The sequence below is a fragment of the Nocardia niwae NBRC 108934 = DSM 45340 genome, assembly GCF_001613465.1.
In the GTDB taxonomy this organism is placed as follows: Bacteria; Actinomycetota; Actinomycetes; order Mycobacteriales; family Mycobacteriaceae; genus Nocardia; species Nocardia niwae.
On sequence record NZ_BDCK01000042.1, the window covers coordinates 23001 to 45111 of the forward strand.

The 22111-nt window shown below is 68.9% G+C and carries 22 protein-coding genes and 1 pseudogene; 12 read left to right on the forward strand and 11 right to left on the reverse strand.

Annotation, left to right across the window (positions count from 1 at the left end; genetic code table 11):
• Nucleotides 1–42: 42 nt before the first annotated feature.
• The 4 genes and pseudogenes from cobM to NNI01S_RS27460 form a co-directional block, all read right to left on the reverse strand.
• A complete protein-coding gene (gene cobM, locus NNI01S_RS27445) occupies nt 43–792 on the reverse strand; it encodes a precorrin-4 C(11)-methyltransferase (RefSeq protein WP_063023382.1) in 750 nt (249 codons plus the stop codon).
• A 399-nt stretch (nt 793–1191) separates the two neighbouring features.
• Nucleotides 1192–1617 carry a PPOX class F420-dependent oxidoreductase gene (locus NNI01S_RS27450; protein WP_063023384.1) on the reverse strand — a complete coding sequence of 142 codons (426 nt, stop codon included), beginning with the start codon at nt 1615–1617 and terminating at the stop codon, nt 1192–1194.
• A gap of 80 nt (nt 1618–1697) precedes the next feature.
• Entirely contained in the window at nt 1698–2315 is a 618-nt protein-coding gene (locus NNI01S_RS27455) for a response regulator (RefSeq protein ID WP_063023386.1), read from the reverse strand.
• A 209-nt stretch (nt 2316–2524) separates the two neighbouring features.
• Nucleotides 2525–3682: pseudogene (locus NNI01S_RS27460) on the reverse strand (sensor histidine kinase); the annotation flags it as partial.
• Nucleotides 3683–3812: 130 nt separating this feature from the next.
• Between NNI01S_RS27460 and NNI01S_RS27465 the strand changes: the two are divergent.
• Both NNI01S_RS27465 and NNI01S_RS27470 read left to right on the forward strand, forming a co-directional pair.
• The gene (locus tag NNI01S_RS27465) at nt 3813–4886 is read left to right on the forward strand and encodes an FtsX-like permease family protein (RefSeq protein ID WP_063023388.1); all 1074 of its coding nucleotides are present in this window, start codon (nt 3813–3815) and stop codon (nt 4884–4886) included.
• Between the two features lie 75 nt (nt 4887–4961).
• Nucleotides 4962–5738: an ABC transporter ATP-binding protein gene (locus NNI01S_RS27470; protein WP_084489354.1), complete on the forward strand. Its 777-nt coding sequence runs from the start codon at nt 4962–4964 to the stop codon at nt 5736–5738.
• A 309-nt stretch (nt 5739–6047) separates the two neighbouring features.
• Here NNI01S_RS27470 and NNI01S_RS27475 read toward each other — a convergent pair whose 3' ends face one another.
• Nucleotides 6048–6536 (reverse strand): hypothetical protein, encoded by a 489-nt coding sequence (locus tag NNI01S_RS27475; protein ID WP_063023390.1) that lies wholly within the window; start codon nt 6534–6536, stop codon nt 6048–6050.
• Nucleotides 6537–6709: 173 nt separating this feature from the next.
• Between NNI01S_RS27475 and NNI01S_RS27480 the strand changes: the two genes are divergently transcribed.
• On the forward strand, nt 6710–7186 hold the full coding sequence (locus tag NNI01S_RS27480) for a hypothetical protein (protein WP_157114998.1): 477 nt from the start codon (nt 6710–6712) through the stop codon (nt 7184–7186).
• Nucleotides 7187–7194: 8 nt separating this feature from the next.
• Here the strand turns inward: NNI01S_RS27480 and NNI01S_RS27485 are convergent, their stop codons facing one another.
• The 3 genes from NNI01S_RS27485 to NNI01S_RS35480 form a co-directional block, all read right to left on the reverse strand.
• Nucleotides 7195–8178 carry a protein kinase family protein gene (locus NNI01S_RS27485; RefSeq protein WP_157114999.1) on the reverse strand — a complete coding sequence of 328 codons (984 nt, stop codon included), beginning with the start codon at nt 8176–8178 and terminating at the stop codon, nt 7195–7197.
• Entirely contained in the window at nt 8175–8534 is a 360-nt protein-coding gene (locus tag NNI01S_RS27490) for a hypothetical protein (protein WP_063023395.1), read from the reverse strand. Before NNI01S_RS27490 ends, NNI01S_RS27485 begins: the two co-directional genes overlap by 4 nt.
• 266 nt (nt 8535–8800) lie before the next feature.
• Nucleotides 8801–9145: a hypothetical protein gene (locus tag NNI01S_RS35480; RefSeq protein ID WP_063023397.1), complete on the reverse strand. Its 345-nt coding sequence runs from the start codon at nt 9143–9145 to the stop codon at nt 8801–8803.
• Here NNI01S_RS35480 and NNI01S_RS34810 point away from each other — a divergent pair.
• Both NNI01S_RS34810 and NNI01S_RS27505 read left to right on the forward strand, forming a co-directional pair.
• On the forward strand, nt 9144–10721 hold the full coding sequence (locus NNI01S_RS34810; RefSeq protein WP_169813026.1) for a helix-turn-helix domain-containing protein: 1578 nt from the start codon (nt 9144–9146) through the stop codon (nt 10719–10721). The genes NNI01S_RS35480 and NNI01S_RS34810 overlap by 2 nt on opposite strands.
• Before the next feature lie 233 nt (nt 10722–10954).
• Nucleotides 10955–12259 carry a helix-turn-helix domain-containing protein gene (locus tag NNI01S_RS27505; RefSeq protein WP_157115001.1) on the forward strand — a complete coding sequence of 435 codons (1305 nt, stop codon included), beginning with the start codon at nt 10955–10957 and terminating at the stop codon, nt 12257–12259.
• A 33-nt stretch (nt 12260–12292) separates the two neighbouring features.
• Here NNI01S_RS27505 and NNI01S_RS34815 read toward each other — a convergent pair whose 3' ends face one another.
• On the reverse strand, nt 12293–12481 hold the full coding sequence (locus tag NNI01S_RS34815; protein ID WP_157115002.1) for a hypothetical protein: 189 nt from the start codon (nt 12479–12481) through the stop codon (nt 12293–12295).
• A gap of 9 nt (nt 12482–12490) precedes the next feature.
• On the opposite strand from NNI01S_RS34815, the gene NNI01S_RS27515 reads away from it, so the two are divergent.
• Nucleotides 12491–12853 carry a hypothetical protein gene (locus tag NNI01S_RS27515; protein WP_157115003.1) on the forward strand — a complete coding sequence of 121 codons (363 nt, stop codon included), beginning with the start codon at nt 12491–12493 and terminating at the stop codon, nt 12851–12853.
• 92 nt (nt 12854–12945) lie between these two features.
• Here NNI01S_RS27515 and NNI01S_RS27520 read toward each other — a convergent pair whose 3' ends face one another.
• Nucleotides 12946–13902: a LysR family transcriptional regulator gene (locus NNI01S_RS27520; protein WP_063023407.1), complete on the reverse strand. Its 957-nt coding sequence runs from the start codon at nt 13900–13902 to the stop codon at nt 12946–12948.
• Between the two features lie 101 nt (nt 13903–14003).
• Here NNI01S_RS27520 and NNI01S_RS27525 point away from each other — a divergent pair, with 101 nt between their 5' ends.
• Both NNI01S_RS27525 and NNI01S_RS27530 read left to right on the forward strand, forming a co-directional pair.
• On the forward strand, nt 14004–15389 hold the full coding sequence (locus NNI01S_RS27525) for an MFS transporter (RefSeq protein WP_063023409.1): 1386 nt from the start codon (nt 14004–14006) through the stop codon (nt 15387–15389).
• Nucleotides 15386–16132 carry a 3-hydroxybutyrate dehydrogenase gene (locus NNI01S_RS27530; protein ID WP_063023411.1) on the forward strand — a complete coding sequence of 249 codons (747 nt, stop codon included), beginning with the start codon at nt 15386–15388 and terminating at the stop codon, nt 16130–16132. The genes NNI01S_RS27525 and NNI01S_RS27530 overlap by 4 nt, the downstream gene beginning before the upstream one ends.
• An 8-nt stretch (nt 16133–16140) precedes the next feature.
• Here the strand turns inward: NNI01S_RS27530 and NNI01S_RS27535 are convergent, their stop codons facing one another.
• Nucleotides 16141–16734 (reverse strand): SACE_7040 family transcriptional regulator, encoded by a 594-nt coding sequence (locus tag NNI01S_RS27535; RefSeq protein WP_063023413.1) that lies wholly within the window; start codon nt 16732–16734, stop codon nt 16141–16143.
• A 93-nt stretch (nt 16735–16827) separates the two neighbouring features.
• Between NNI01S_RS27535 and NNI01S_RS27540 the strand changes: the two genes are divergently transcribed.
• The 4 genes from NNI01S_RS27540 to NNI01S_RS27555 all read left to right on the forward strand — a co-directional run.
• A complete protein-coding gene (locus tag NNI01S_RS27540) occupies nt 16828–18426 on the forward strand; it encodes a carboxyl transferase domain-containing protein (protein WP_063023416.1) in 1599 nt (532 codons plus the stop codon).
• A 5-nt stretch (nt 18427–18431) separates the two neighbouring features.
• On the forward strand, nt 18432–20477 hold the full coding sequence (locus NNI01S_RS27545; protein WP_063023422.1) for an acetyl/propionyl/methylcrotonyl-CoA carboxylase subunit alpha: 2046 nt from the start codon (nt 18432–18434) through the stop codon (nt 20475–20477).
• Nucleotides 20474–21634 (forward strand): acyl-CoA dehydrogenase family protein, encoded by a 1161-nt coding sequence (locus NNI01S_RS27550; protein ID WP_063023418.1) that lies wholly within the window; start codon nt 20474–20476, stop codon nt 21632–21634. Before NNI01S_RS27545 ends, NNI01S_RS27550 begins: the two co-directional genes overlap by 4 nt.
• Nucleotides 21631–22111 (forward strand): MaoC family dehydratase (locus NNI01S_RS27555; RefSeq protein ID WP_063023421.1); only part of this gene is annotated, 481 nt, incomplete at its 3' end. The genes NNI01S_RS27550 and NNI01S_RS27555, both read left to right, overlap by 4 nt.

Below are 22111 nucleotides of genomic sequence, written 5' to 3' on the forward strand. Positions count from 1 at the left end.
CACTTTCGCGCCGGGGAAGGCAGCCGCCTGCGGCACCCGTCGTCAGGACCCGCGCATGCGCGCCGGGTCGTAGAGATGGGATTGCGCGCACGACACCTCCGGTGTGAGCGCGCGGCCCACCAAGATCACCGCGGCCTGCCGCAGTCCGGCGGCCTCGACCTGGTCGGCGATGTCGGCCAGGGTGCCGCGCAGGACCAGCTGCCCGGGCTGGCTGGCCCGATAGACGACGGCGATCGGGCAGTCCGGCCCGTAGTCGGCCGCCAGTTCGGCGGCCAAGGCGCGTGTGCGGCTGATGGCCAGGTGCAGCGCGAGCGTCGCGCCGGTGGCGGCGAAGTTCGCCAGCGCTTCGGATTCGGGCATCGCGGTGGAGCGGGCCTGCGTGCGCGTCAGCACGACCGACTGCACCAGCTCCGGCACCGTCAGCTCCGCGCCGAGCACCGCCGCCGCGGCGGCGTAAGCGGGCACGCCGGGTGTGACATCCCACGCCACCGCGTGCGCGTCCAGCCTGCGGGTCTGCTCGGTCAGCGCCGAATACAGCGACGGGTCGCCCGAGCAGAGGCGGGCCACGTCCTTGCCCTCCGAGGTAGCGCGCACCAGACGCTCGGTGATCTGGTCGAGGTCCAGGTGCTGGGTGTCGACCAGTTCGGCCTCCGGCGCGCAGTACGCCAGCACGCCGGGGTCCAGATACGTCCCCGCGTACAGGCACACCGGCGACGCGCGCAGCAACTCGACCGCGCGCACCGTCAGCAGATCGGCCGCGCCCGGCCCGGCCCCGATGAAGTGCACGGTCATGCGCGCGAGTGTATTGACCGCCGTGGACCACCCGAGCGCCGGAGCGCCCTGCGGGGTGGGCTCGCCGAGGCGACCGGAACAGCTTCACCCGCCACTCGGCTCGACGACGCCGACCAGAGCGGCGGGCGGCTTCGGCAGTCGCGCCGGGTTAGCCCCCGCGGCAAGGATGCGCCCTGAGGGATTCGGCATCGCCTGCTGGTGCGGGCTCATCGGCGCGCACGGTTGTCACTCGCAGCCGTTCCTGTCGCCGCCGGGCAGGGCCGCCGGGCCTCGCCTCATGGCTGCGAACCGTGGCACCGGCGTCGACGGCTCCGGAAGGTTCGGGCGGCTTCGATGCGCCGGACGGCCGTAGGTGGCGTGGACCGGGCCGGGTGCGGGGCGTCGGGCCGGACTCACCACTCAGGCGGTGGCGTCGAAGTGTGCGATCACCTTGTCGGGGCGCAGGCGGACGACGAGTTCGCCGGGGACGCCGTTGCGTTTGCCGAATTCCTCGGCGCGCTCGGCGCCCATGTAGCGGCCGCCGATCTCGGTGGCGGTGCGCAGCAGTTCATCCGGGTCCTCGGACAGGGTGACCGTGCCCCGCAGCTGGACCGACGCGTACGGCGGCTCCTCCAGGTCGACGCACACCGCGATGCGCCCGTCCCTGGCGAACGCCTTGCCCTTCACGGTGGACTTGCCGGTGTTGAAGACCAGCTCGTCCCCCTCGACGACGAACCACACCGGCGTCACCATCGGCGTGCCGTCGGCGGTCACGAACGCCACCTTGCCGGTACGGGTGCCGTGGGTGAGGAACTCGCGCACTTCGGGATCGGAGAGAGAGGCCATCCGCCCACCCTAGGTCGCGGCCCACCACGGAGCACGCGACGAATCGCCGATTTCCAGGCCGGAGGCGACGAGCCCGCGGGTCACAGGACGCCGTGCTCGCGGGCGCGCGCCACCGCTGAGGTGCGCGAACGCACGCCGAGCTTTCCGTAAATATGCACCAGGTGGGACTTGACGGTGGTCTCGCTGAGGAACAGCTGTTTGGCGATCTCGCGGTTGGACCGGCCCTCGGAGACCAGCCGCAACACCTCGATCTCGCGTCGGCTCAGCGTCGTGTCGGCGCGGCGCACCCTGGTCATCAGCTTGGACGCCACCGCGGGCGAGAGCACACTGTCGCCCGCCGCGGCCGACCGGACCGCGGAGAGCAATTCGGCGGGCGGTGTGTCCTTGAGGATGTAGCCGCAGGCGCCCGCCTCGACGGCGGCGAGGATGTCGGCGTCGGTGTCGTAGTTGGTGACTACGAGAACGTTCGGCGGCGTCGCCAGTGCGCGCAGCCGCGCGGTCGCCTCGACACCCGACCGTCCGGACCCGAAACTCAGGTCCATCAACACGAGATCGACCGGAGTGGTCGCGCAGAACGCGACGGCCGCCTCCGCCGTGGCCGCCTCGCCCACGACGGTGACGTCGGCGGCGACGTCCAGCAGCGCGCGCAATCCGGCGCGGACGATCGCGTGGTCGTCGGCGAGCAGCAGGCGGATCACGTACCGCCCTCCGGGCCCAGGTCGCGCGGCTGCGTGCCAGGCACGCCCGTTCCGTCCTGCTCGGGCCCGCCTGGCTCGGATCCCGGCACGCCCGGATCCGAACCAGCTGATTCCGCGGCTCGTTGCGTGCGCAGCGGGTGTGCCGTGCCCAGCGGCGCGGAACTCGGCGCCGCGCCGTGTTCGCCCGCCGCGAGTTCGGCGCGATCCGGCGAGCCCGTATCGAGCGGAAAGGACACGGTGACCGCCGTGTGCCCTGGCTCGGACTCGACCGCCATGACGCCGCCCTGCTCGTGGACCCGCGACCGCATGGCGGCCAGCCCGAACGATCTCGACGGGCTTCGCGCGAGCAGTTCGGGGTCGATGCCCGCCCCATCGTCGACCACGTCGAGATGGATCGCGTCGTCCGCATAGGTGAGCGTCACCCGCAGCCGGTCCGCACCGGCGTGCCGGATGACGTTCGAGACCGCGCCTTGCGCGATCCGGACCAGCGCGGCCTCGATCGGCATGGGAAGTCGCTGCGCCGGGCCCTCGACCGCGAACCGGGTGTCCAGCCCGGGCGCTGCGGCACGCAGCGTGATCCGCTCCAGCGCTTCGGCCAGCGACTGCCCCTCCAGCGCGGCGGGAGCCAGCTCGGCGATGAGCCTTCGTGTCTCGGCGAGGTTCTCCGCGGCCGTCTCCCTGGCCAGCCGGACTCGTTGCAACGCAGGGTGCCGCGGCGCTTCCTGCTCGACGGCGTGCAGCAGCAGCTGGATGGAACTCAACCCTTGCGCCACCGTGTCGTGGATCTCGGCGGCCAGCCGCTCCCGCTCGGCGAGCTTGCCCGCCGTACGTTCCCGGTCCGCCAAAGATGCTCTGGTGCTGAGCAATTCGTCGATCAGCCGCTGCCGCTCGGTCGCCTCGCGGAACAACGCCTGATAGCCGAGCCCGATGCCGACCGCCACGGCGGCTCCGATGACCGGCCCGACGACGCCGGCCACCGACCAGCCCCGGTGCAGGCCGAAGCCGACTACCGCCACGGCGGTCGCGGCCGCGACGGCGCAGAGATTCCATGGGCGCGGCAGCAGGTGCAAGTACAGGAAGAACAGCCCGAACGCGAGGTAGCCCGCGTCCGGCGCGAGCACGACCAGTCCGAGCCACAGCGTCGTCAGCGCACCGAGCCACACCGGGATGGCGTGCCGTCTTCCGGCGACCGCCGCACCCGCGAAATAGGTCGCGAGAAAGGCCACGGTGCACACGACGGTCGCGGCCGGATGCGCGGCGCCGGGCAGCATCGCGCGCCCGGCGACGACCACCGCCAAGCCGGTTGCCAGCACGTGCAGGCCGAGCCGCAACGTGGTGAAAACCGGGGTCAGCGGGGACGAGTGCACCGTGCCAGCTTATGTACGGCTATTACCAGGGCATCCATCGAAAGGTGGAAAATCATCGCCGACTTTCGCTCACGCCTGGTTCCTTCCCCCGGGCGATGGGATCGGCCCGGTGCGACGCGAGGGTGGAGACATGTTCGTCGCACTCCGAGACCTCCGCGCCGCCCGCGGCCGGTTCTCGCTGATCACACTCGTTGTCACGCTGGTGGCGGTGCTGGTGAGCTTCCTCAGCGGGCTCACCGCCGGACTCGCCCACCAGAACGTCTCGGCCGTGCGGTCACTGCCCGGCGGCACCGTGGTCTTCGCCGACACGGGGGGCGACCCCTCGTTCGACGGATCCGCGCTGACCGAGGACCAGATCGCGACTTGGCGGGCCGCCGCGAGCGAGGTGACGCCGATCGGCATAGCCCGCGGCGAGGCCATCCATGACGGCAGCGCGCCCGCGCAGATCGCTCTGTTCGGCACGGGCGCCCCCACGCAGGTCGCGCCGTCCGGCAAGGACTCCGGCAACCGTTGGGCGACCGAAGCGGGCACAGTGATGCTCAGCACCGGCGCGGCCGCCGATCTCGCTGCGGCGCCCGGTGATTCGGTCGCGGTCGGCGGACGCTACTTCACCGTGGCGGCCGTGCGCGGCGACGACTGGTACAGCCACACGCCTGTGGTCTGGACGACGCTCGCCGATTGGCAGGCGCTGAACCCTCGTTCCGGCGCGGCCACCGTGCTGGCGGTGTCGGGGGCGGCCGATCGGAACGCGGTGAACGCCACCGCCCACACCCGGACCACCGACTTGTCCGGGGCCCGGTCGGCGATCGCCTCCTACCAGGCCGAAAACGGCTCGCTCACCCTGCTTACCGTCCTGCTGTTCGTCATCTCCGCGCTGGTGATCGGCTCCTTCTTCACCGTATGGACGATCCAGCGGATGCCCGATATCGCCACGCTCAAGGCGTTGGGGGCGACCTCGGGATCACTCGTCCGCGATGCGCTCGTCCAGGCCGCGACCGTGCTCGCCGTCGGTATCGCGACGGGCCTGGGGATCACCGTCGCCGCCGCGGCACTGCTCGGCGACGCGGTCCCGTTCGTGCTGACCCCGGCCACGACGCTGCTCCCCTCGGCCGCACTGATCTTGCTGGGCTTGCTCGGCGCGGCGTTCGCCCTGCGCTTCCTGTTCACCGCCGACCCACTCACCGCACTAGGCGCGGGCCGCTGAAGTACCGCACACGGATCAAGTGCCGGGGAAGCACCTTCATGCGCCGCGGCTCGTCCACAGCATCGGAGTCCCCAGATGACGCTCACCCTCACGGACGTAACGCTCACCTACCCCGACGGCACGGGCCGCCGCACCGCGCTGGACCGAGTGAACCTGCGGGTCTCCGGCGGCGAGATCGCCGCCATCACCGGCCCGTCCGGTTCCGGCAAGTCCAGCCTGTTGGCCGTGACCGCCACCCTGATCCGCCCCGACTCCGGGCACATCGGTCTCGAAACATCGCGGGGATCGGTCGATCTCACCACCGTGAGCCGTCGCGAAGCCGCAGCGCTGCGCCGCTCATCCATCGGCATCGTCTTCCAGCAACCGAATCTGATCCCGGCACTCACCGCCGTCGAACAACTCGAGGCGATGGCGCATCTCGGGCAACGAATCGTCACCTCACCCCGGCACCGCCGCACGACGCGCGGCCGGGCACTGGCCCTGCTGGACTCGGTCGGACTCGCCGATCAACGGGACCGACGCCCCGCGCAACTGTCCGGCGGGCAACGGCAACGAGTGAACATCGCCCGCGCCCTGATGCACGCTCCCTCCCTCCTGGTGATCGATGAACCCACCAGCGCATTGGATTCCGAGCGCGGAGCCGCGGTGATCGACCTCATCCTGTCGGTCGCCCACGACCACGCGGCCGCCACCCTCCTGGTCACCCACGACCGCTCCCACCTGCATCGAATGACCGCCGTCTACCGCATGGTCGACGGACGCCTCACTACGGAGACCGTCCCGGCCGAGCGCCCACCGCTCGGCCTCGACCCCCTGCAGCCGCTTCGGAAATCGGCGCGCCTGCTCCGCTGAGGTGATCGTCGAGGTGCCGTGGCTCCGTCACGCCGGAACCCGGATTGCCGAACCGAGGCAGATCCCCCGACGGAAGGGTCGCTACCGCTGGCGGGTGGCGTTCGGATGAGGGGCGAATGGGGGACAACGTCGTGCCACGCTTGACGCCGCAGCCGAATGACCGCGTTGCCGGCCCGTGAGCCGCTACGGTCCATAGTTGGGTGCACGGTGCCCACCCCCTGCGGGCGCCCACCCACCCGGGGGGTGGGCGCCCTCCACCCCCCGGGGCCCCAGAAGGGGCTTATGTGGGCTCGGCCTGCACCGCTACGGTCAGGCCGGCACTCCCGGACAGTCCCACGCTTCGACCGAGTCGCGGGAATACCAATGTCCGGTCCATTCCCTGCCCGACTCGAGGGCGTCGTAGAACTCCTCGTCGTCGGGCAGTTCCGGGCCATGGGCGTATACGACGCCGGGACGGTCGCCGTGGAAGCGGCGGGCGCGCTCGACCGCGCGAGCCGACCGCTCGGCGAGATAGGCGCGTTGGGTGATCAGCCACTCCTCGCTCGTTCGAGCGCCCGGACCGCCGTAGTCCAGCGGGTAATGCACCTGATACTCCAACCGCGCCAGCCGTTCTCCCGCATGCTCATACAGCCACACGATCCAACCCGGCACCTCCGGCTGCGCGGCCAGCGCACGAGCAGCGAATCCTTCGCGGGCGGTCGAGCTTTCCGGATCACGCCGCGCCGCGGCGGTGACACGGGCGACCGCTACGGAGTCGATGCTGCTCCGCCCCCGATCTTTCCTATGCCTACCACTCATAGCCGTTAACTCTAAATCCCAGCATCGGCCGACGACCAGAGTTCGCTCCAAGTTGGCCCGCAGTGACACGGAACCCGGATGGCAGATCGGTCGAGCGGTGAGCGGCCGAGACCTCCCACCCGTCGACGCACGCCGAGTTGGCATATTTATCTACGTGTGCATATCATCTGCTCATGCTTACTAATAACAGTGATCGCCGATCCGACGACCAGCGCAAAGGATCGGACCACCAGCCGTTTTCGGACGGGACCGTGCTGATGCCCTGGCAAGCCGGGCCGCGACACGACACCCAAGGGAGGGTGTTCGTCAGCGTTACCGACTTCCTCGCCGCCTCCGAAGAGGACGTCCAGGAGATCTACAAGACAGGAATGCGGTTGGGCCGGAACTGGCCGGTGATGCACGGCGCGGTCGGCCTGTGGTTGTGGGCCAGGCCGTCGGAGGCGCGCGGTGGTTCGATCTCGGTGTGGGAAACCGAGCAGGACATGCGGCGGTTCGTGCGCTGGCCGGTGCACGCCGACATCATGCGGAAGTGGCGCGGCAGAGTCGGTCTCGCGACCGACTCGTGGCAGGCCCCGGCTTTCGATGCGCAGGAAGTGTGGGCACGGGCGGGGAATACGATCGAACGGCGCCCGCACCCACAGGCCGGGTGACCAGCGGATCAGGGTGGCAGAACCCTGGCGTCGGCCGGGATCATGCCCAGTTCCCGTATCTTCTCCAGCCGCGCCACCGCGCCGTTGATCGCGTTGTCGTGCAGTCCGGCGTCGCCGAGCGCCGCGCGGAAGCGGTCCATATCGACGCCCGCGACCGCGCGGAACACCTCGTCCTCGAGGCGCTGACCCTTTTGTGCCATGGCGAAATCGGAGTCGATGTTTATCTCCAGCGGTCGAGTCGACAGCGGGAACGATCGACCGTGGTCGATCGCGACTACTTCGAGCTGTCCGTCGCGTTCCACGGTCCGGAAGTTGCCGGGGTGCCGATCCATCGAGCCGATGATGTAGTCGAGTACCGCGACCTGTTGCTGCTGCACTATCGGGTAGTCCCCCACCGCCCTCGCGGGCTGGGACTCGACGAACTGCTGGATCATGCCGGGCCCGGACGCTCGCCCGTCCGGTCCGACGACACCGTCCGTCCGAGCCGTCGGAGGCACCCTGCCGAAGCCGAGTAGCTCATCGACACGATAGGCCGCGATCTCGCGGCTCGTCAGCGCGCCGGGAGCGTGCACGAAGGGCAGCCCCGCGTCGTACTGCTCACCGTGGATAGGTTTGTAGATATTCAATTCCCCATCATCGGAACGCATCTTCCGCACCGTGGTGGAACTCTTGGCCACGGCTGCTCTCATGTCGCCCTCGAACTCGACATCGGTGGTCAGCCGGCGCGCGCTCATGGCCGATTCGGCCGCACTGGGCTGATAATCCCACGTGCGCTGCCGAGCCGCCTGCGCCGGATGCGGCTGCACTCGGGTGCGCGCTTCTTCCAACAGATGCGAGGACCGCTCGTCCGCGTCCCGGAACCTACGGGCGCCGAGGTCCAGCGTGCTGCTGGTGCGCCGATAAGTGCCCGCGGCGGACCGGGTCCCCAGATCGAGAGTTCTGGTCAGACGCCGGGTGATGTTGCGAAGTAGCGGAGTGATGCCGTCTCTCACCGAACGGGCGGCGCTGACGCGCCATCCGGGCCCGATGCCGGATTCGCGGACCAAGGCGTACGGATGCCGCGCTCCGGCTCGTCCGGGCTTTCATCGACAATGCGGTAGTAGCTCATCGCCCGCGAATGGAGCAACGCGCGCAGGAAAGGCGGACCCTCGTCGGGCATTATCCGTCCGGGCGGGTCGAAAACCTCGATGCCGCGTGTGTACAACCTTTCGGCGATGAGGCATCCGTCGGGATCGATCACCGTGAGTGTCACCCCTCCGCCGGGATTCAGACCGAATTCGGCCACTCGGCGTGACGGCGAATAGCCGACGTCATGAATCGCGACCAGAGTCGGCGTGTACCCGGCCATGAAACCTCACCTCTCACTGCGACGAACCGCCCGGCAGCGGTCCGACATCCGACAGGGAGCGGAGCTCCCTGAACGGACTGTCGGCGTCTGTGAAGGCAACTTACTACCGAACGGTCTTTTCAGCCTGACGAGATGTCACAGCTCGGAGCCCGCGTCCTTCGACAGCGCGGGAACACCCTGCACTCCCCCGAAGCCGCCGGTTCCCCGCGACGGCCGTCCCCTTCCCCGCCAGGCGTGACCGAAAGTGCCTGCACTCTTCCGACCGATCACGAACGACCCGGGAATCCCCGTTGTGCGGGAGGTGGACGCCGGCCGATTCCATGCGGCGGGATGTGCCGGGATTCGAGCGTGATCAGCGCGCACATCGCCATGATCTCGTCCGCACGGAATTCCACATGGTCGAGCGCTGGAGTGATCACCGCCACCGCGCCGACGCGGCCGACCACGGTGAGCAGCGCCGCGAGCGACGCGGGCGCGGTCGGACCGGCGACCAGCGTGCGCGCCAAATCCAACCCCGACGACTTCGCCAGGGCCCGCATTTCCAGTTCGTGCCTGCGCGCGCGACGCCCGGAGATGTCACGGCGCAGGTATCCGACCACTTTCGGCTTCATGTTCACCTCTCGTTCGATGGGTGCGCCCGCCGCCGGGGGCTTTCGCCACCGCTCGCGGCTCACCGCGTCCGGAGTGCCGTGCAGGCACGACATCACCCCGGCGGCGCGCGCACCCCAGAGCCTCGAGGAACAGAGCGCCCACCGCGACGCTGTCAAGAGCGCGCGTCCGGGTGTGCGATATCTGCGGTTGTCTCCCACCACCTGCGCAGTCGTACTTAAAGTTCGCTCGACACAGTTGATTTCGGGCCAGGGGGCGATAGCTATCGACAACGAGACCGGCGGTATATGGAAGTCCCGGCAATTCCGGAAATTGCTCGCGCAAGGACAACCCGGTCAAGCTCTCGCCCTCGTCCGACGGGAGATGGGTTTATCCCAGGCGGATTTCGGCGCTCTCCTGCACTGGGACCGCACCCACGCGGGCCGGGTGGAACGGGGAGAAGTGGGGACCATCTTCGATGTGCGCGAACTCGTGCGCGCCGCCGACGCGTTGGGCATCCCCCGCTCGGCGCTGCTTCCCCTCTTGCTCGCGACACCCGATACGGGGACCATCGACGACGGGGGTGGCGAAGGAGTCGATGACGTGGACCGCAGACAATTCGGCCGGGCAGCGACGATAACGGCAGTGGCAGGCGTCTCCCTACCGCCGACGAGGGCGGCTGAACCGATCAGGGTCGGCACCGGACATGTCACTTACATCCGCGCGCTCACGCAACGGCTATGGGAGCACGACAATCTCCACGGAGGCGGTGGCGTCTTCGATTACGCCTCGCGGCAATATGCTGCCGCACGACGACTTCTGGACTCCAGGTCCTATGGCCACCGCATCGGCGCCGATTTGGTGAGCGCCACGGGATGGCTGTCGAATACCGTCGCATGGCTGGCTCGCGACAGTAATCGCCCGGCCACGGCCCGGCGGCACCTCACGGAATCGGTTCTGCTTGCCGAACAATGCGGTGACAGTGCATTATTGGCCGCCGCCCTCGGAGACTTGGCGAATCTCGCCGCTTCGTCACCCGCCTCGTTCGCCGAGCCCGTGCGTCTCGCACGACGCTCGACAGAGCTCGTCAAAGGAATACCGTCGGCGCGCATGAATGCCTTGAAAGCCGCCGAGGAGGCGACGGCCTACGCGGCTGTCGGCGACGAGCGAGAGTTCGACCGCGCGATGGCGCGAGTCTGGCGCGAAGCCGATCGCGGTCTCGACAACCCGGACGATCCGACCTGGTTGGAGCACGTCAACGAGGCCGAACTGCGCGCCCACGAGGCGCGGGGGCTCGGAATGCTCGGTCACCACGGTCGAGCGGCCGAACTGTGCCGCAAAAGCATCTCCCGTGCTGAAACTTTCCCACGCGACGAAGCGTCGTACCGCGTCTACTACGCCGCCGCCCTCACCGGCCTCGGCGACACCACAACCGCCATCACCGAAGCCCACACCGCCCTCACCCTGCTCGAAGGCCCCGTCAACTCCCCACGCCTACTCGCCGAACTACACCCCGTCCGCACCGCAGCCACCCACATCCGCGGCGAGAACGCCGAACACTTCCGCCAACGCTTCGACACCCTCACCCGCACAGCGTGAAACAGGTCATCCGGACGTCCTGCACCGGAAGACGGCCACCGCTCGCATCCGGGGCGCCGCGCAACTCGAGGTCATCCGGACTGCATGCATCCCGCGCATCGAAGTACGAGGGAACACACCGCGCTGTCAAGCAGACGCGACGCGATGCGCGAAATCTGCAATTGCCCGTGCACGCTGTGCAGGCATTCATAAAGCTTCTATGCAACAGCGCAGTTCAAGAACGGGGGGCAATAGTGACCGAGGACATGGCCGGCGGTATCTGGAAGTCTCCGCGATTCCGCAAGCTGCTCGCCGAAGGACAACCTGGTCAAGCCCTCGCCCTCGTCCGCAGAGAGATGGGACTGTCCCAAGCGGATTTCGGCGCTCTCCTGCACTGGGACCGCACCCACGCGGGCCGGGTGGAACGGGGAGAAGTGGGGACCATCTTCGATGTGCGCGAACTCGTGCGCGCCGCTGACGCGTTGGGAGTGCCGCGCACGGCTTTGCTTCCAATCTTGCTGGGGCAGGTTGATCCGAGGACCATCGAAGTCGGGGGTAAAGGAGCCGACGACATGGACCGCAGACAATTCGGCCTGGCAGCAACGATCACCACGATGGCCGCCAGCGCACCGGCGACTGCTACACCGCCCCGGGTCGGGTCCGGACATGTCGAGTACTTCCAGACGCTGACTCAGCGGATGTGGAACCACGACAACCACTTCGGCGGCGGCGATATCGCCGAACTCGCTCTCCGCCAATATGATGTGGCACGCCGCCTGCTCGACCACGGCGTCTATGGACGACACACCGGCCTCCGCTTACTGACCGAGACGAGCCGCCTGGCTCGCTGCGCCGGTTGGCTCTGCCTGGACGCTGGGCGATCCGACGTTGCGCGGCGGTGCTACTTCGAGGCGGTTTCGCTGGCCGAGCAGGCCGACAACGACGAGTTGCTCGCCAACGCGCTCGCCAGCCTGACCTTTCTCACGACCGACAGGCCGACCAGCCGCGAGCCCGTGCGCCTGGCCGAGCGCGCCAGCCATCTGGCTCGCCGGATCCCATCGGCCCGGCTGAACGCGGTTCGCTCCGCACGGGAGGCCGTGGCGCACGCGGCGATCGGGGAACGACAGGACTTCGAGCGAACGATGACCCGCGCCTGGCGCGAGGTCGATCGAGGACTCGACGATGCCGACGAGCCGGTCTGGTTGCATCACGTCACGCCGTCCGAAATCCGATCGATCGAGGCCCGTGGCCGTGTCTATCTCGGACAGCATGACCGGGCGGTCGCGATTTACCGCGAGACCATCGGCGTCCGCGGTACCCAGCGTCCGCGCGACGAAGCGTCGTACCGCGTCTACTACGCCGCCGCCCTCACCGGCCTCGGCGACACCACAACCGCCATCACCGAAGCCCACACCGCCCTCACCCTGCTCGAAGGCCCCGTCAACTCCCCACGCCTACTCGCCGAACTACACCCCGTCCGCACCGCAGCCACCCACATCCGCGGCGAGAACGCCGAACACTTCCGCCACCGCTTCGACACCCTCACCCGCACGGCGTGAAACAGGTCATCCGCCACAATCGACCGCTGCCCCTCAGTAGTCCGTTCCGATCTCTTCCCGCGCTGCATCACGAAACGGAGGCCAATACGCGCGAAGGTACTCCCACGCGTGCTGCTGGTCGGGCACCCCGTGCCAATAGATACGGTGCAGTTCGCCCGCCACGTCCGCCAGCGGTCCCTGCAGGCGGTCGGAGGCTATCAGCGCGAGTTTGTTGTGCAGCACCCAAACACGATGGCCGAGATCGCCGGGCCGGGCGGATTCATCGCTGTCGACGATTCGTTCGATGTCCTGGTAGATCTCGAGAAACTGCTCGATAGCAGCCTTCTTCTCCGCTCGCAGCTGAGCCGCACGCACTTGGGCTTCTCGTCGTTCGGCGGATCGGGCGGCTATCAGTTGACCAGCGATCGCGGCGAGAGCGCCCAAGAAGGCTCCGGCCACTGTTCCGACTACGGCCCATTGCATGCGACCATCGTGGCCCTGATGCAGGCCTTCAGCTGTCGTTCAACCGCACCACAAGGACTCGACACGGGAGCCACCGCCGTGACGGTGTCGGCGGTCGTGCGGGGGTCGTCGAGCGATTTCGCGTCGATGTGACCGTAGCGGCCGAGCAGGCTGTCGCACCGAAGCCCGACGACTTCACTGGCGGCGAGGATCGTCGTCTCGCTATGGTGCGGTCGCGGGCGGCCTCAACGAGAGCGGCCGAGGAGGGTGTCGCGCTGGTCGGCGACCACGGCGCGGATTGCCGTGACGACGGCGGCCACTTCCGGGCGGCGGAGGGTCTCGGTGCGGGCGACGAGCCAGTAGCCGAGGGTCACGGTCACCGAATCCGCCAGGACGCGAACGAGATCCGGATGGCGGTCGGCCATGAAGCAGGGCAGCAGGCCCAGGCCCGCGGCGGCCCGCGTGGCCTCCACGTGCACGAAAACATTGGTGGAGGTGACCGATTCGCGCATGGCGGGCACGAAGCTGGAAGCCAAGTCGAGATCGTCGACCTGCAGCATGGAATCGATGAAGTAGACCAGCGGATACCGGGACAGGTCGTCGATCGTCGCGGGTGCGCCGTGCTCGTGCAGGTATTCGCGGGAACCGTAGAGGCCGAGACAGTAGTCGGCCAGGTGGGTGGCGGTGGCGCGGTGCACCTGCGGCTCGCCGACCACGATCTCGAGATCGAGTCCTGAACGCTGCTGGGAGGCGCGCCGGGTGATCGCCACGATCTCCACCGAGATCCTCGGATGCCGCCGCCGCACCTCCGCCGCCGCGGGCGCGGCGATATAGGCACTGAAGCCGTCGGTCGCCGAGAGCCGGACCACCCCCTCCAGCACCCGGTTGCCGTCGGCGTCCGCGGCCAGTGACTGCACCGCCGACTCCACCGCTTCGGCCGCGGCCAGGGCCTCCCTGCCGAGATCGGTCAGTTCCCAGCCGCCGGTCACCCGGGTGAGCACCCGGCCGCCGAGGGTCTGCTCCAGCGCGGCGATACGCCGGGAGATGGTGGTGTGGTTGATGCCGAGTTCATCGGCCGCGGTCACGAATCGGCCGGAGCGCCCGACAGCCAAGAGCACGAGAAGGTCGTCCGCGCTGGGACGACCGGGAGAGGCCGGGCGCATATCTGCATCTTTGCAGAGAGGCACTGCATTAATGGTCATTGCGGAGCAAATCGTCTGCACTAATACTCGGTGCAGCCAAGCAATGTGGGGGCCATCACATCGAGAGCGAAGTGTGGCCCCGGGCACGAAGGAGAAGTGCGATGAGGGAGCACAGCGCCGCGACGACAGCGGCGGAGGATCCGGGCGGGACGACCAGCGGCCTGCGCCGCGTGGTGGCCGCATCGATGGCGGGCACCGTCGTGGAGTGGTACGAGTTCTTCCTCTACGGCACCGCCGCCACCCTGGTGTTCAGCAAGGTGTTCTTCGCCAAGGGCACCAGCGACCTGGACGCCATCCTCGCCGCGTTCATCACCTACGCGGTCGGATTCGCTGCGCGCCCGCTCGGCGGCGTGGTCTTCGGGCACTTCGGTGACAAGTACGGCCGCAAGAAACTGCTGCAGTTCAGCCTGGTGCTGGTGGGCAGTGCGACGTTCCTGATGGGCTGCCTGCCCACCTTCGGCCAGATCGGCTACTGGGCGCCCGCGCTGCTGGTGACGCTGCGTTTCATCCAGGGCTTCGCGGTCGGCGGGGAATGGGGCGGTGCGGTGCTGCTGGTCGCCGAGCACAGTCCGAGTCGCAGCCGGGGATTCTGGGCGAGCTGGCCACAAGCGGGCGTGCCCGCGGGCAACCTGCTGGCGACGGTGGTGCTGCTGGTGCTGACCTCCACGCTGTCGGACGAGGCGTTCCTCGGCTGGGGCTGGCGGGTCGCGTTCTGGCTGTCGGCGGTGGTGGTGCTGATCGGCTACTACATCCGCACCAAGATCACCGACGCGCCCATCTTCGTCGCGGCGCAGCGGGAAGCCGAGCAGATCAAGGCGACCTCCCTGAGCGTGGTCGAGGTGCTGCGCCGCTACCCGCGCGGCGTGCTCACCGCGATGGGGCTGCGTTTCGGCGAGAACGTCATGTACTACCTGGTGGTGACGTTCACGATCACCTATCTCAAGACGCAGGTGCACGCCGACACCCAAGTGATCCTGTGGTGGCTGCTCGCCGCGCACGCGGTGCACTTCGTGACGATTCCGCTGGTGGGCAGCCTGTCCGACCGCTTCGGCAGGCGGCCGGTCTACCTGATCGGCACGCTCACCGCGGGCACCTGGGGCTTCTTCGCCTTCCCGATGATGGACAGCGGGCACAACGTGGTCATCATGTCCGCCATCGTCATCGGCTTGATCTTCCATGCCTTCATGTACGCCGGGCAGCCCGCGATCATGGCCGAGATGTTCCCCACCCGGATGCGCTACTCCGGTGTGTCGCTGGGCTATCAGGTGACCTCGATCGTGGCCGGTTCGCTCGCGCCGATCATCGCCGTCCGGCTGCTGAACACCTACCACTCCGCGGTGCCGATCGCCTGGTACCTGGCCGGCGCCGCGGCGGTGAGCGCGATCGCCGTGCTCGTCGCACGAGAGACGAAGGGGCTGACCTTGGAAAGCATCGATCACGCCGACGCCGCCACCCTCGGCGCGCGCGCCGAAGTGACCGTGCGATGAGCGATCTGACGGGGCGCAGCGCCCTGGTCACCGGCGGCGCGAGCGGCATCGGCGCGGCGTGCGCCCGCGCGCTCGCGGCGCGCGGCGCCACGGTGACCGTCGCGGATGTCGACGATGCCGGCGCGAAGACCGTGGCCGGGGAATTGGGCGGCAACGTGTGGGCGGTGGACCTGCTCGACGTCGCGGCGCTGGAGGAACTGGTCCTCGATGTCGACATCCTGGTCAACAACGCCGGGGTGCAGCACGTCAGCCCGATCCAGGAGTTCGCGCCGCAGCGCTTCCGCGACCTGCTCACACTGATGGTCGAGGCGCCGTTCCTGCTGGTGCGCGCGGCGCTGCCGCACATGTACCGGCAGGGCTGGGGACGAATCGTCAACATCTCCTCCGTGCACGGCCTGCGCGCCTCCGAATACAAGGTCGCTTACGTGACGGCCAAACACGGACTGGAGGGGCTGTCGAAGGTCACCGCCCTGGAGGGCGGCCCGCACGGCGTGACGAGCAACTGCGTCAACCCGGGCTATGTGCGAACACCGCTGGTGGACAAGCAGATAGCCGACCAGGCCAAGGCACACGGCGTGCCCGAGCAGGAGGTGGTGGAGAAGATCCTGCTCACCGAGAGCGCGATCAAGCGCCTCGTGGAGCCGGAGGAAGTAGCGGCGCTGGTGAGCTGGCTCGCGTCGCCGGAGGCGGGCATGGTCACCGGCGCGGCCTACACGATGGACGGCGGGTGGAGCGCTCGATGAGGGGGCGCTCAACCCAGCGCGGTCAGCGCCATCCTGCGCAGCACCGGCCTGGCGCGGATCGCGGTCGCGTCGCTCGCGCTGTGCGGGGTGGAGTTGATCAGGCCGAAGGCGGCGTGGGCCTGCACCCGCGCCGTCTCCTCGGGTAGCTCCGGATGCAGCTCGCGCAGCACGCCCACCCAGATCTCCACGTATTGACGCTGGGTGCGGCGGATCTCGCGGCGGGCGGCGGGCGGCACGTTGTCCAGGTCGCGGTCCTGGATACGGATCAACTCCGGTTCACCGAGCGCGAAGTCCAAGTGATGATCGACCAACCCGGCGAGCGCCTGTTCGGCGGAGTTCGTGCCCGCGACCACCTCCTTGCCGCCGTCGAGCAGGCGCTGGCTCACTCCCACCAGCAGCTCGACCAGCAGCGCTTCTTTGTTCGGGAAATGCCGGTACACCGCGGGGCCGCTGATCCCGACGGCGGCGCCCAGGTCGTCCAAGCGCATGCCGAGGAAGCCGCGATCGGCGATCAACCGCGCTCCGGCTTCCAGCAATTGCGTCCTGCGTTGCGCCTTCAGTTGCTCGCGACGAGTGGGCGCGACGGATTCGGCACTGGTCACACGCGTTCCTTTCCGCCGACCTGGACAGTTCGGTTAATCAAGACTAACCTGAATTCCAGTTATCGTCGACTAACTGGACGACAGGATGGCGTGATGACCGTTACCGAAGAGGCCGTCGGAAACCGCGCCGCGCACGCGGCGCTGGTCGACGACCTGCGTGCCCGGCTGGCCGCCGCGGCGCTGGGCGGGCCCGCGAAGGCGCGCGACCGCCACGTCGCGCGCGGCAAGCTGCTGCCCAGGCAGCGGGTGGACCAGCTGCTGGACCCGGGAAGCCCGTTCCTCGAGCTCTCGCCGCTGGCCGCGACCGGGATGTACGGCGACGAGTCCCCCGGCGCAGGAATCATCACCGGGATCGGCCGGGTGTCCGGCCGCGAATGCGTCATCGTGGCCAACGACGCGACGGTCAAGGGCGGCACCTACTACCCGATGACGGTGAAGAAGCATCTGCGCGCGCAGGAGATCGCGTTGCAGAACCAGCTGCCGTGTGTGTACCTGGTCGACTCGGGTGGCGCGTACCTGCCGCACCAGGACGACGTTTTTCCCGACCGGGAGCATTTCGGGCGCATCTTCTACAACCAGGCCACCATGAGCGCCAAGGGGATCCCGCAGATCGCCGCGGTGCTCGGCTCGTGCACCGCCGGTGGCGCCTACGTGCCCGCGATGAGCGACGAGGCCGTGATCGTGCGCAACCAGGGCACCATCTTCCTCGGCGGCCCGCCGCTGGTGAAGGCCGCGACCGGTGAGGTGGTCACGGCCGAGGAACTCGGTGGCGGCGAATTGCATTCGCGCACCTCCGGCGTCACCGACCACCTGGCCGAGGACGACCAGGACGCGCTGCGCATCGTGCGCCGTATCGTCGCCACCCTCGGACCGCGCACGCCGGTCCCCTGGGACGTGCGGCCGGTCATCGCGCCCGCCGCGCCGGAATCCGAGCTCTACGACGTGGTGCCGACCGACCTGCGCACCCCCTACGACGTGCGCGAGGTGATCCACCGCCTGGTCGACGGGACCGTCGAGGGCGAGAGCGGCTTCCACGAGTTCAAGGCCGAATACGGCAAGACCTTGGTCACCGGGTTCGCGCACATCCACGGACATCCGGTGGGCATCGTCGCCAACAACGGCGTGCTGTTCAGCGAATCCGCCATGAAGGGCGCGCATTTCATCGAACTGTGCGACAAGCGCAGTATCCCGCTGCTGTTCCTGCAGAACATCACCGGCTTCATGGTCGGCCGCGACTACGAGGCGGGCGGCATCGCCAAGCACGGCGCGAAGATGGTCACCGCGGTGGCCTGCGCGCGCGTGCCGAAGCTGACCGTCGTCATCGGCGGCTCCTATGGCGCGGGCAACTACTCGATGTGCGGGCGCGCGTATTCGCCGCGGTTCCTGTGGATGTGGCCGAACGCCCGCATCTCCGTGATGGGTGGCGAGCAGGCGGCGTCGGTGCTGGCCACGGTGCGCGGCGACCAGCTCGACAGCAGCGGGCAGCCCTGGTCGGCCGAGGACGAAGAGGCGTTCAAGGCCCCGATCCGGGACCAGTACGAGAGTCAGGGCAATCCGTACTACTCGACGGCCCGGCTGTGGGACGACGGCGTGATCGACCCCGCCGACACCAGAACCGTGCTCGGACTGGCTCTCTCGGTGTGCGCGCAAGCCCCGCTCGAACCCGTTTCCTACGGCGTTTTCCGGATGTGATGACGATGCTGAACAGATCCGTTCCCGTCGGATTCGACACCGTGCTCGTCGCCAACCGCGGCGAGATCGCGGTGCGGGTGATCCGCACATTGCGCGCTCTCGGCGTCCGCTCGGTGGCCGTCTACAGCGACGCCGACGCCGACGCCCGCCACGTCCACGAAGCCGACACGGCAGTGCGCCTGGGCCCGGCTCCGGCCAGGGAGAGCTATCTCGCCATCGACCGGGTGGTGGCCGCCGCCGTGCGCACCGGCGCGCAAGCCGTCCATCCCGGCTACGGGTTCCTTTCGGAGAACGCCTCGTTCGCCGCCGCGCTGGCTGAGGCGGGCATCGTCTTCCTCGGCCCGCCTGCCCGCGCCATCGAGGTGATGGGCGACAAGATCACCGCGAAGAACACCGTGGCCGCGTTCGGCGTCCCGGTGGTGCCCGGCATCGCCACCCCCGGCCTGACCGACGACGAACTGATCGCCGCCGCCGCCGACGTCGGCTATCCGGTGCTGGTCAAGCCGTCCGCGGGCGGCGGAGGCAAGGGCATGCGCCGGGTGGACGATCCGGCCCGGCTGCCGGAGGCGCTGCGCAGCGCCCGGCGCGAGGCCGCGGCCGCGTTCGGTGACGACACGCTGTTCCTGGAACGCTTCGTCACCCGGCCACGGCACATCGAGGTGCAGGTGCTCGCCGACCAATTCGGCAATGTGCTGCACCTGGGCGAACGCGAATGCAGTCTGCAGCGCCGCCACCAGAAGGTGATCGAGGAGGCGCCCTCGCCGCTGCTGGACGCGGCCACCAGAGCCAGGATCGGCGCCGCCGCCTGCAACACCGCGCGCAGCGTGGACTACGTGGGCGCGGGCACCGTGGAATTCATCGTCTCCGCCGACCAGCCGGACGAGTTCTTCTTCATGGAGATGAACACTCGCCTGCAGGTGGAACATCCGGTCACCGAACTGGTCACCGGCGTCGACCTGGTGGAATGCCAGGTCCGGGTGGCGGCCGGGCAGAAACTGGCGGTGGCGCAGGACGACATCCGCATGGTCGGGCACGCGATCGAGGCCAGGGTGTACGCCGAGGATCCCGCGCGCGGGTTCCTGCCCACCGGCGGCACGGTGCTCGACCTCGACGAGCCGGAGGGCCCAGGGGTGCGGGTCGATTCCGGCCTGCGGATCGGCACGCGCGTCGGCAGCGACTACGACCCGATGTTGTCCAAGGTCATCGCCCATGCCGCCGACCGCACGGCCGCGCTGGCGAATCTGGATCGCGCCCTGGCCGATACGGTCCTGCTCGGCGTCACCAGCAATATCGAATTCCTGCGTTTCCTGCTGGACGACCCGGACGTGGCCGAAGGACGCCTGGACACCGATCTGCTGGACCGGCGGGTCGCCGACTTCCGGCCCGCTTCCGTCGGCGACGACGAATTCGTCGCCGCGGCGGCCTGGCACTGGCTGCGCCGCTGGCCGGCTGTGCCGCGCGATCCCTGGGAGGTGCCGTCCGGCTGGCGGATCGGGGCCGACGCGCCCACTCCCCTCCGGCTCGCCGCAGGCGAGCGGGTCGAGCACGTCTACCTCTCCGGTACCCCCGGAAACGGGACGGTGCGGGTCGACGAGGGCGAAAACCGTTCGATCAGTGCGTCTTTCGTCGCTTCCGAGCGGTCCGCGGGCGTGCTCACGCTCACCCTGGACGGCTTGCGCCGCACCTACCGGGTCGCCGAACAAGACGGCCTGCTGTGGGTGGCCGGACCGTCCGGCATCGCGGCGCTGCGCGAAGTGGCCGAGGTCAACGTGCGCGGCGGCGACGAACACGTGGGCGACGCCGAGATCCGCTCCCCCATGCCGGGTTCGGTGATCGCGGCGCCGGTCGCCTCGGGCGCCACCGTCGCCGCGGGCGATCCGGTGGTCATCGTGGAGGCGATGAAGATGGAGCACTCGCTCACCGCGCCGGTCGCCGGAACCGTCGAACTACTGGTCGAGCCGGGCGCCCAGGTGCGCCTGGACCAGGTGCTGGCGCGCGTCGTCGCGCACGCCGAAACGAATCACGCCGAACGAGAAGGAATCCCCGCATGACCGACTTCCTGTCCACCGGCACGCTGCCGGAGGAGTACCGCGACCTCGCGCTGACCGTGCGCGACTTCGCGCGGTCGGTGGTCGCTCCGGTGTCGGCCGAACACGACGCCAACCACACCTTCCCCTACGAGGTGGTGGCGGGGATGGCCGAGATGGGCCTGTTCGGCCTGCCGTTCCCCGAGGAGTACGGCGGCATGGGCGGCGACTACTTCGCGCTGTGCCTGGCGCTCGAGGAACTGGGCAAGGTCGACCAGAGCGTGGCGATCACGCTGGAGGCCGGTGTCTCGCTGGGCGCGATGCCGATCTACCGCTTCGGCAACGACAAGCAGAAGCAGGAATGGCTGCCGCAGCTGACCAGCGGCCGCAACCTCGCCGCGTTCGGGCTCACCGAGCCGGGCGCGGGCAGCGACGCGGGCGGCACCAGGACCACCGCGGTCGCCGACGGCGGCGAATGGATCATCAACGGCAGCAAGCAGTTCATCACCAACTCCGGCACCGACATCACCAAGCTCGTCACGGTGACCGCCGTGACCGGGAACACCGGCGGCAAGAAGGAGATCTCGACCATCCTGGTGCCGACCGACACGCCGGGTTTCGTCGCCGAGCCCGCGTACAACAAGGTCGGCTGGAACGCCTCCGACACCCATCCCCTCAGCTTCACCGACGTGCGGGTGCCCGAGGAGAACCTGCTCGGCGAGCGCGGGCGCGGCTACGCGAACTTCCTGCGCATCCTCGACGAGGGACGCATCGCCATCGCCGCGCTCGCGGTCGGGGCCGCGCAGGGCTGTGTGGAGGAGAGCGTGCGCTACGCCCGGGAGCGCGAGGCTTTCGGCCAGGTCATCGGGCGCAACCAGGCGATCGCCTTCAAGATCGCCAGGATGGAGGCGCGGGCGCATGCCGCGCGCACCGCCTACTACGACGCGGCCGCGCTGATGCTGGCGGGCAAGCCGTTCAAGAAGCAGGCGTCCATCGCGAAACTGGTGGCCAGCGAGGCCGCCATGGACAATGCCCGCGACGCGACACAGATCTTCGGCGGCTACGGCTTCATGAACGAATACGCCGTCGCCCGGCACTATCGCGACAGCAAGATCCTGGAAATCGGCGAAGGGACCACGGAGGTGCAGCTGATGCTGATCGGCCGGGAGCTGGGCCTGTGACCCGCCGGACGGTCGTACAGCGCGGCCTGTGGTTCGAGGAGTTCGACACCGAGGTGGTCTACGAGCACCGGCCCGGCCGCACCATCACCGAGGCGGACAACGTCCTGTTCACCACGCTGACCATGAACACGCAGGCACTGCACTTGGACGCGGCGTTCAGCGACGAGTTGCCCCCGTTCAACCAGCGGCTGGTGAACTCGATGTTCACCCTGTCCACCTTGATCGGGCTGTCGGTGGCGCAGCTGACCCAGGGCACCATCGTGGCGAACCTCGGGTTCTCGGAAGTCGCGTTCCCCAAGCCGGTGTTCCACGGCGACACCCTGTACGCCGAGACCGTGGTCACCGACAAGCGGGAGTCGAAGAGCCGGCCGGGCGAGGGCATCGTCACCTTCGCGCACACCGGACGCAACCAGCACGGCGACGTCATCGCGACCGCTGTGCGCAAGACGCTGGTGCGCAAAGCCCCGGAGGGCACGG